At 70.0% G+C, this 9,283-nt stretch carries 9 protein-coding genes and 1 tRNA gene; 5 read left to right on the plus strand and 5 right to left on the minus strand.

All coding sequences use genetic code 11. The features are described from left to right. From efeB to HY68_RS10295, 4 genes are all read left to right on the plus strand, one after another. Window positions 1-1,135: iron uptake transporter deferrochelatase/peroxidase subunit (gene efeB, locus HY68_RS10280; RefSeq protein ID WP_041987234.1), on the plus strand; the 1,135-nt coding region annotated here is incomplete at its 5' end. Window positions 1,136-1,181: 46 nt separating this feature from the next. Further along, window positions 1,182-2,117, plus strand: a complete 936-nt coding sequence (gene pheA / locus HY68_RS10285; RefSeq protein WP_041987238.1) for a prephenate dehydratase — start codon at window positions 1,182-1,184, stop codon at window positions 2,115-2,117. Between the two features lie 585 nt (window positions 2,118-2,702). After that, the gene (serS, locus tag HY68_RS10290) at window positions 2,703-3,980 is read left to right on the plus strand and encodes a serine--tRNA ligase (RefSeq protein ID WP_041987241.1); all 1,278 of its coding nucleotides are present in this window, start codon (window positions 2,703-2,705) and stop codon (window positions 3,978-3,980) included. Next, the gene (locus HY68_RS10295) at window positions 3,977-4,798 is read left to right on the plus strand and encodes a Cof-type HAD-IIB family hydrolase (protein WP_041987244.1); all 822 of its coding nucleotides are present in this window, start codon (window positions 3,977-3,979) and stop codon (window positions 4,796-4,798) included. Before serS ends, HY68_RS10295 begins: the two co-directional genes overlap by 4 nt. Window positions 4,799-4,827: 29 nt before the next feature. Here HY68_RS10295 and HY68_RS10300 read toward each other — a convergent pair. The 5 genes from HY68_RS10300 to HY68_RS10320 form a co-directional block, all read right to left on the minus strand. Next, window positions 4,828-4,916 (minus strand) — tRNA-Ser (locus tag HY68_RS10300). A gap of 297 nt (window positions 4,917-5,213) precedes the next feature. Beyond that, window positions 5,214-5,933, minus strand: a complete 720-nt coding sequence (locus HY68_RS10305; RefSeq protein WP_041987247.1) for an ABC transporter permease subunit — start codon at window positions 5,931-5,933, stop codon at window positions 5,214-5,216. Window positions 5,934-5,960: 27 nt separating this feature from the next. Beyond that, window positions 5,961-6,872, minus strand: a complete 912-nt coding sequence (locus HY68_RS10310; protein WP_041987250.1) for an ABC transporter ATP-binding protein — start codon at window positions 6,870-6,872, stop codon at window positions 5,961-5,963. After that, complete coding sequence (locus HY68_RS10315) at window positions 6,869-7,750, minus strand: ABC transporter permease subunit (RefSeq protein ID WP_041987252.1); 882 nt, start codon at window positions 7,748-7,750, stop codon at window positions 6,869-6,871. The genes HY68_RS10310 and HY68_RS10315 overlap by 4 nt, the downstream gene beginning before the upstream one ends. Beyond that, the gene (locus HY68_RS10320; protein ID WP_041987253.1) at window positions 7,740-8,780 is read right to left on the minus strand and encodes an ABC transporter ATP-binding protein; all 1,041 of its coding nucleotides are present in this window, start codon (window positions 8,778-8,780) and stop codon (window positions 7,740-7,742) included. The genes HY68_RS10315 and HY68_RS10320 overlap by 11 nt, the downstream gene beginning before the upstream one ends. Window positions 8,781-9,050: 270 nt before the next feature. On the opposite strand from HY68_RS10320, the gene HY68_RS45005 reads away from it, so the two are divergent. After that, window positions 9,051-9,283, plus strand: a 233-nt coding sequence (locus tag HY68_RS45005) for an alpha/beta fold hydrolase (RefSeq protein WP_041987255.1), incomplete at its 3' end; no start/stop codon positions are given.

A 9,283-nucleotide genomic window follows, 5' to 3' on the forward strand; every position in this document is an offset into this window, starting at 1 on the left:
GACGGCGCTGAGCACCGTCGGCGCGGACACCGTCGCCTTCCACGGCGCCCACCAGCCCGGCATCACCACCCCCACGCAGGCCGCCGGGCATCTCGTCGCCTTCGACCTCTCCCCCGGCGCCGGCCGCAAGGAGGCGGCGGCGCTGCTGCGCCGCTGGTCGGCCTCGGCGAGCGCGCTGATGGCGGGTCAGCCGGTCACCGGCGCCGCGGCGGCAGGTGAGCACGACACCGGTGTCGCCCTGGACGCGGGCCCTTCGTCCCTCACGGTCACCTTCGGCTTCGGCCGCAGCTTCTTCGGCCGTACGGGTCTGACCGGCAGCCTCCCCGCCGCCCTCGACCCGCTGCCCGCCTTCTCCTCCGACCAGCTCGACCCGGCGCGCAGCGAAGGCGATCTGTGGATCCAGATCGGCTGCGACGACCCGCTCGTCGCCTTCCACGCCCTGCGCGCGCTCCAGAAGGACGCGGGCGGGGCGGCCAGGGTCCGCTGGCAGATGTCCGGCTTCAACCGGGCGCCCGGCGCGACCCCGCACCCGATGACCGTCCGCAATCTGATGGGCCAGGTCGACGGGACGGCCAACCCCAAACCGTCGGCGCCCAACTTCGAACGGGCCCTGTTCGTACCCGCCGCCCCGCCGGCCGGCACCCCCGCCTGGATGGCGGGCGGCTCCTACGCCGTCGTACGGCGCATCCGGATGCTCCTCGACGACTGGGAGAAGCTGCCTCTCGCCCGGCAGGAACGGGTCATCGGCCGGCGTAAGTCGGACGGCGCCCCCCTCACCGGCGGTACGGAACACACGGCGCTCGCCCTCGACAAGCGGGGCGCCGACGGCGAGCTGATCATCCCCGCCAACGCCCACGCCAGGATCTCGGCGCCGGCGGCGAACGGCGGCGCGACGCTGCTGCGCCGCCCCTTCTCGTACCACGACGGCATCGGCAAGGACGGAACCCCCGACGCCGGGCTCCTCTTCATCTGCTGGCAGGCCGATCCGCTCAAGGGGTTCGTGCCGGTGCAGCGCAAGCTCGACCGGGGCGACGCGCTGTCGGAGTTCGTCCGGCACGAGACGAGCGGACTGTTCGCCGTGCCGGGCGGCGCGGCGAAGGGCGAGTACGTGGGCCAGCGGCTGCTGGAGTCCTGAGCCCGGGGCGGGGCGGGGCACTCCGTCGGGCTATTAGGGTGACGGTATGTCGGCCACGCGCTACACGTATCTCGGCCCCGAGGGCACCTTCACCGAAGCCGCCCTCCGTACCCTCCCGGAAGCGGCCACCAGGGAACTGATCCCGATGGTGTCCGTACCCGCGGCGCTCGACGCCGTACGGAGCGGGGAGGCGGCCGCCGCACTCGTCCCGATCGAGAACTCGGTGGAGGGCGGTGTCACGGCGACCCTCGACGAACTCGCCGCGGGCGAGCCGCTCATGATCTACCGCGAGGTGCTGCTCCCGATCACCTTCGCCCTGCTCGTACGGCCCGGCACGGAGCTGTCCGAGGTGAAGACCGTCACCGGCCATCCGGTCGCCCAGCCGCAGGTGCGCAACTGGCTGCGCGCCCAGCTGCCGGACGCCGTGTGGGAGTCGGCCGCGTCCAACGCGGACGGCGCGCGGCTCGTCCAGGAGGGCCGGTACGACGCGGCCTTCGCCGGTGAGTTCGCCGCCGCCACGTACGGCCTGGTGCCGCTCGTCACCGAGATCCATGACGCGCAGAACGCGGAGACCCGCTTCGTGCTGGTGGGCAGGCCGGCACGGCCCGCCGCGCCGACCGGCGCGGACAAGACCTCGGTCGTCATCTGGATGGGCGACGACCACCCCGGCGCGCTGCTGGAGCTCCTTCAGGAGTTCGCGGTGCGCGGGGTCAACCTGATGCTGATCCAGTCGCGGCCGACGGGCGCCGGCATCGGTAACTACTGCTTCGCCGTGGACGCCGAGGGCCATATCTCGGACCGGCGGGTCGGTGAGGCGCTGATGGGGCTGAAGCGGATCTGCCCCAAGGTGCGCTTCCTCGGGTCGTACCCGCGCGCCGGTGTGGCGGTCGCGGATGTGGCGGCCGCCCGGCCGGGGACGTCCGACACGGCGTTCATCGAGGCCGCCGAGTGGCTGGCGCGCAGCCAGGACGGCCGCGCCTGACACCGGGACCGCCCCGGGATCCACCGCCCCACCTCCTCCCCTGTGGATAACCCACCGGGTTATCCACAGGCTTGCTTCTCGACCTGGGGACAAGTCGACACGGCAAGCCGACATGGTCGACAAATCGCTCCAGTTACCCCACTTCCGTCCACAGGGCGTCAGGTCACCCTTGTCACCCCAATTCCACTCGGCAACTCGTCAGAGTTAACGAATCCCACCCGAATGAGCGTGTGAAGCGGGTTTGGCCGGGGAATTATTCGGCCCGCACACCGACCTCGGAACGATCACTTCCACGATCCACAGATCCACCGCACAGCCTGTGGATAACTTTCCCTCCGCAGTACAACGCTGTGGACAACCGCCGGGCCAAGTACCGCCTCCCACAAGGGAGGTGAGTCAAGGCGAGTCGACCGGAATGCTTCGTTCCGGGGAATTGCATTCCCCTCATTGACGAACAGCGGGAGAAGCGCACCCACTTTCCCACCGCTTTGCCGACAGTTTTCCCATTTGTAGCAATTTGGACAAAGAGCCGCACAGGTGGATATCGAGTGGGGTGGTGTCACCGCGCACCGGTAGCCTGGTGGGGTGATTGACCTTCGCCTGCTCCGTGAGGACCCCGACCGTGTGCGCGCCTCCCAGCGTGCCCGTGGAGAGGACGTCGGCCTCGTCGACGCCCTGCTCTCCGCCGACGAGCGGCGCCGGTCCTCCGGCCTGCGCTTCGACGAGCTGCGCTCCGAGCAGAAATCGCTCGGCAAGCTGATCCCGAAAGCCTCGCCCGACGAGAAGGCCGAGCTGCTCAGGAAGGCCGAGCAGCTCAAGACAGCCGTCAAGGCCGCCGACGCCGAGCAGCACGAGGCGGACGAGGACGCACGGCGGCTGCTCCTCCAGCTGGGCAACGTGGTGCACAGCGACGTCCCGGTAGGGGGCGAGGAGGACTTCGTCGTCCTGGAGACGCACGGCACGATCCGCGACTTCGGCGAAGAGGGCTTCGAGCCCAAGGACCATCTGGAGCTGGGCGAGGCGCTGGGCGCCATCGACGTGGAGCGCGGCGCGAAGGTGTCCGGCTCGCGCTTCTACTACCTGACGGGGGTCGGCGCGCTGCTGGAGCTCGCCCTCGTCAACGCGGCGATCGCGCAGGCCGGCGAGGCCGGCTTCACCCCGATGCTCACCCCGGCGCTGGTCCGCCCGCGCGCCATGGAGGGCACGGGCTTCCTCGGCCAGGCCGCCGAGGACGTGTACCACCTGGAGAAGGACGACTTCTACCTGGTCGGTACGTCGGAGGTGCCCCTCGCCGCGTACCACATGGACGAGATCATCGAGGCCGACAAGCTCCCGCTGCGCTACGCGGGCTTCTCGCCGTGCTTCCGCCGCGAGGCGGGTACGTACGGCAAGGACACCCGGGGCATCTTCCGGGTCCACCAGTTCGACAAGGTCGAGATGTTCACGTACGTCGACCCGGCCGAGGCCGAGTCGGAGCACCGCAGGCTGCTGGAGTGGGAGAAGCAGTGGCTGTCGGGGCTCGGGCTGCCCTTCCAGGTGATCGACGTCGCTTCGGGCGACCTCGGCGCCTCCGCCTCGCGCAAGTTCGACTGTGAGGCGTGGATCCCGACGCAGGGCAAGTACCGCGAGCTGACGTCGGCGTCCAACTGCGACGGGTTCCAGGCCCGCAGGCTCTCCGTGCGGATGCGGGAGGGCAAGCAGGTCAAGCCGCTGGCGACGCTGAACGGCACGCTGTGCGCCGTACCGCGCACGATCGTGGCGCTCCTGGAGAACCACCAGCAGGCCGACGGTTCCGTGTGGGTGCCCGAGGTGCTCCGCCCGTATCTGGGCGGCCGCGAGTTTCTGGAGCCGATCGCCAAGTGAGCACCACCCCCGCGCCGTTCCCGTACCGGCTTGTCGCGACCGACCTCGACGGCACGCTGCTGCGCGAGGACGGCACGGTCTCGGCCCGTACGCGCGACGCGCTCGCCGCCGCCACGGCGGCGGCGGGCGCCGCGCACATCATCGTCACCGGACGCGCCGTGCCGTGGACGCGCCATGTGCTGGACGACCTCGGTTACGACGGCCTGGCCGTGTGCGCCCAGGGCGCGCAGGTCTACCACGCGGGCGAGCACCGGCTGCTGACCTCGGTCACCCTGGACCGGCAGCTGGCCGCGCTCGCCCTGTCCAAGATCGAGGCCGAGACCGGTCCGCTGGCGCTCGCCGTGAGCAGGGACGGCCTCGACGGCGACGTACTGTTCGGCCCCGGCTACCGCGTGCAGGACGGCCCGCTGGCCTCGTTGCGGTCGGAGGACCCCGAGGAGCTGCTGGCGGCCCCGATCAACAAGGTCTACATCCAGCACCCGGAGCTGGACGACGACGCGCTGGCCCTGGCCGCGCGTGCGGCGGTCGGCGGTCTGGTGAACGTGGTGATGGCGGGCGCGGGCGTCGTGGAGGTGCTGCCGCTCGGCCTCACGAAGGCGACGGGCCTGTCGCTGGCCGCACGGCGGCTGGGTGTGACGGCGGCGGAGACGATCGCCTTCGGTGACATGCCGAACGACATCCCGATGTTCGGCTGGGCGCGGTACGGCGTGGCGATGGCGAACGCGCACGAGGAGCTGAAGGCCGTGGCGGACGAGGTCACGGCGTCGAACGACGAGGACGGCATCGCCGTGGTGCTGGAGAAGCTGCTCCAGGGCTGAGCATGCCCGATGCTCTCGACGTTCGCGGGCGGAGGATGCGCGGATCGAACGCGCGCGGGGGTCGTACGCCCCGACGACGGCTTAGCAAGCCGCTGCCTTACCACTCGGCCAATCCTCCGGGAGGGGCGGCCCGCGCGGATGCGCGCTCGAAGCGGCCGCCCCCGGGCAGTGCCTGCGGCACCCGGAGCGGTCGGTGGCTACTCCGGTGCCTGCGTGGCGCTGCCCTGCTGGGAACTCGACGGACTCTGCGTACTGGTCATCGCCGCGCTCCCGTCCCGGTCTCTGATGTGGCCTCGGCCGGCCTGTCACGGCCTGCTCGGGCCTGCCTCGGCCTGTCCGTACCTACGGTGCCCGAAGGCGGAGTTCGCCGCCACCGATTATTCGCGGTGGCGGCGGGGCTCCGTCAGCGGTCCGCTCACTCATCGCCCGCGAGGGTCAGCGTGCGCAGCTTCTGGCCCGCGTACCAGGTGGCGACGCCCGTCACGACGACCAGCAGCACCACGGCCACCGGCAGCCCCACGTCCGAGGTGACGATGCCGCCGCCGCCGATCTTCTCGGCGAGGGCGAGCGACCACTGCTGGACGCTGAGGGTGCGGGCTCCGGAGACCAGACTGCCGAACAGCGTCTCCCAGACCAGCGCGTAGACGAGGCCGAGGACCACCGCATGCCGGCTGACCGTCCCCAGCAGCAGGAACAGCGCGCTGTAGGCGATCGAGGCGACCAGCGCGGCGACGGTGTAGGCGACGGCGATCTGCTGGCCGTTGCCGTTGAGGATGTAGCCGGCGATGAACGTCGGGATGGCCGAGAAGGCCATCGTCACGCCGATCGCGACGATCAGTTTGGTGAAGATGATCGTCGGCCGTTTCACCGGCTTGGCCAGCAGATAGACGATCGAGCCGTCGTCGATCTCGGGCCCGATCGCTCCCGTACCGGCGATCACGCCGATCAGCGGCACCATCGTGGCGATGGCGAAGCCGCCCAACACGTCAGAGGCGATCTGGTCGTCGGCGCCGTTCAGGGCGCGGACGGCCGCGCTGATGACGATCAGCAGGGCCGGCAGGACGAAGAGAATGGCGGCCCGGCGCCTGCCGAGCAGAGCCCGGTAGGTGAGCCGGGCGACAGTGGGGTTGTACATGGACTGTCTCAGCTCCTTTCAGGCCGCTCAGGCCGCTACGAGGTAGGAGAAGACCGACTCGAGGGACTCGTCGGACGGCGAGACCGTGAGCAGGCTGATGGAGTGTTCGACGGCGACCTTCGGCAGCAGCTCCGTGAAGCGGCCGAAGTCGACCGCCTGGATACGCAGCGCGCCTTCGGTGAGATCGACCTCGATGCCGGCCGTGGACGGATCGGCGATGAGCGCGGCGGCGAGCGCGCGGTCGTCGCTGGACCGTACGAGATAGCGGTGCGGGCGGTCGGTCATCAGCCTGCGGATACGGCGGAAGTCACCGCTGGCGGCATGCCGGCCTGCCACGATCACCTCGATGTGCGAGGCGAGTTGCTCGACCTCCTCCAGGATATGGGAGGAGAACAGCACCGTACGGCCCGTGGCGCCCATGCGCCGCAGCAGCTCCATGAGCTGCATCCGCTGGCGCGGGTCCATACCGTTGAACGGCTCGTCGAGCAGCAGCACGGACGGGTCGTGGACCAGCGCCGACGCCATCTTCACGCGCTGGCGCATGCCCTTGCTGTACGTCGCGATCTTGCGGTCCTGGGCGTACTCCATCTCGACGGTGGCGAGCGCAGCCTGCGCCTCGCGCCCGCCCAGCCCGTGCAGTTCGGCGTTGGCGACGACGAATTCGAGGCCGGTGAGGAAGTCGTACATCCCCTCCCGCTCGGGCACGATGCCGATCTGCTTGTACGCGGACTCGTTGCGCCAGATCTTCTCGCCGTCGATGGTGACGGTGCCGGTGGACGGGGCGAGGAAGCCGGCCATCATGTTGATGAGCGTGGACTTGCCGGCGCCGTTGGGGCCGAGGAGTCCGGTGACACCGGGACCGATGGTCATGGTGACGTCGTTGACGGCGACCACGTTGCCGAACCAGCGGGACGTGTGGTCGATGTTGAGGGTGGTCACAGCCCGACCTTCCGGTAGCGGCGCATCAGGACGGCGTACGAGCCGGCGATCAGGCCGAGGATGACCAGCAGATAGACGATGCCGACGCCGGCCGAGGGGCCTGCCTCGCCGGGGAAGGCGGAGGTGGCGCCGAGGAAGGCGGTCTGCAGGCCGTCGATGAGGGTGATGGGGGAGAACAGGCCGATCCACTTGACGACGGAGCCGGAGTCCGTGGACCAGGCGATCGCCTGCACCGTGGAGACGGCGCCGTACGTGATGGTCAGCGTGGCGATCACGGCGGCGACGCCGAAGCCGCGGCGGGGGGTGAGGGCCGCCATGACGAGGCCGAGTCCGCCGAAGAGCAGGGACAGCATCGCCACCGACACGATTCCCTGCCCGAATCCCTTGGTCTGGTCGGCGAAGTCCAGCTTCGCCAGCAGCGCGCCGACGTAGAGGACGACCAGCGGCGCCGCGGTCAGTACGAAGAGCGCCGACGCCATCGCGCCGAACTTGGCGAGGACGTAGTCGACACGCTCGATGGGGCGGGAGAAGTAGAGCGGCACCGTCTTGAAGCGCAGGTCGCGTGAGACGGTCTGCGGCGCCTGTGCGGCGAGGAAGAGACCGATGACGGCCTGGGTGACGATGGCGTAGCGGGTGTAGTCGAGGGGCAGGCTCTTCGCGTTGGTCGCGACGGCGACGGCGACGATGATGCCCGCGGGCAGGCACATCACGCCGAACAGGATCATCGGCAGGACCTTGGACTTCGCCGAGCGGCCGAGTCCGTACGCGCCGCGCAGGGACTGCGTGAACAGGGAGCGCCTGGCGTAGGTCCGGCCGAGCCGGGGTCCGTCGTAGTTGCGGTAGCCGATGTTGTGGATCTGAGTCGTGTCAGTGCTCATCGCTGACGCCTCCCTTCTGCAGTGCGTAAGTCGGATCGGTGGCCGCCGTGGTGGTGGCCGGCTGTGTCTCGGCCGGTGCCGTCTCGGCGGGCGACGCCTCGGCCTGGCGGAACACCTCGGCGATGTGGTGACGGCGCTGTTCCATCCGGACGAGTCCGAGGCCGAGCCCGGCGACGGTGTCGCGGACGATGTCGTTCGTCTCCGTGCCGACGGCCTCGATCAGCAGGATGTGGCCGGCCCCCGGGAGCCCTTCCTCGGTGCTCGCGAGGAGCGTGACGCCGGCGGCCGTGAGGGATTCGCGCAGCGTCGCCGTGCCGTCCGGGTGGGTGTCCGTGTCGGTGACCTCGACGGCGATGGTCGTGGTCATCTGCGTGAAGTCGCTGGTGGAGCTGGAGCGCAGCAGCGTGCCGCCGTCGATGACGACGACGTGGTCACAGGTGCGTTCGAGTTCGCCCAAGAGGTGCGAGGTGACCAGGACGGAGATGCCGAAGTCGGAGTAGACGCGGCGGATGAGGCCGAGCATCTCGTCGCGGCCGACGGGGTCGAGCCCGTTGGTCGGCTCGTCGAGCAGGACGAGCTGCGGGTCGTGGACCAGCGCCTGGGCGAGCTTGACGCGCTGTTTCATGCCGGTGGAGTAGCCGCCGATGGGGCGGTAGCGCTCCTCGTAAAGACCGACGTGGCGCAGCGTGTCCGCCGTACGTTCGCGGGCCGCCGACGGCGGTAGGCCGGACATGCGCGCCATATGGACGACGAACTCGGTGGCCGAGACGTCCGGCGGCAGACAGTCGTGCTCGGGCATGTACCCGACGCGCTCGCGGATGGCGGCGCCCTTGGTGGCGACGTCGAGGCCGAGCACCTCGGCCCGGCCTTCCGTGGCGGGGGACAGACCCAGCAGGATCTTGATCATGGTGGACTTGCCGGCTCCGTTGGCACCCACCAGACCGGTCACGCCGGGTCCGATGTCCAGGGATAGCCGGTCGAGCGCGGTTACCCGTGGAAACTTTTTGCTCAAGCCTTCTGTCAGGATCACAGTCACGGTTCGACCGTAGTGGCGCGGGCCACACCGGTCGTCAGACCTGACGGCTGTATCGGCGTCCCCCTGGAGATGTACGAACCCGTAAGGGCTACGTAAAGAGGCCGAGGGTCCGTGTCGGGGTGCCGTGGGTTATCCACAGGCCAGGGCCTGGTCTTGACGTAGCCGCCGGGCATTGTCACATTCATCAGTGGCAGGTTCACGTGGCCGGGTGGCAGGTTCACGGTTCACGTGGCTGCCGGCTTCTCGGGGTTGGGAGACGACCGCATGGGCGAGTTCAGTGAGCGCCGGGAGCGCCGGGTGCGCACCGGCGGTGTCGAGTTGAGTGTCGCCGAGCTGGGTGATCCGGCAGATCCGACGGTGCTGCTGGTGCACGGCTATCCGGACAGCAAGGAGGTCTGGTCGCAGGTCGCCGCCCGGCTCGCCGACCGGTTCCATGTCGTCCTGTACGACGTGCGGGGCCACGGCGGCTCGACGGCGCCCGAGCCGCTGCGCGGCGG

Source organism: Streptomyces sp. AcH 505, assembly GCF_000818175.1.
In the GTDB taxonomy this organism is placed as follows: Bacteria; Actinomycetota; Actinomycetes; order Streptomycetales; family Streptomycetaceae; genus Streptomyces.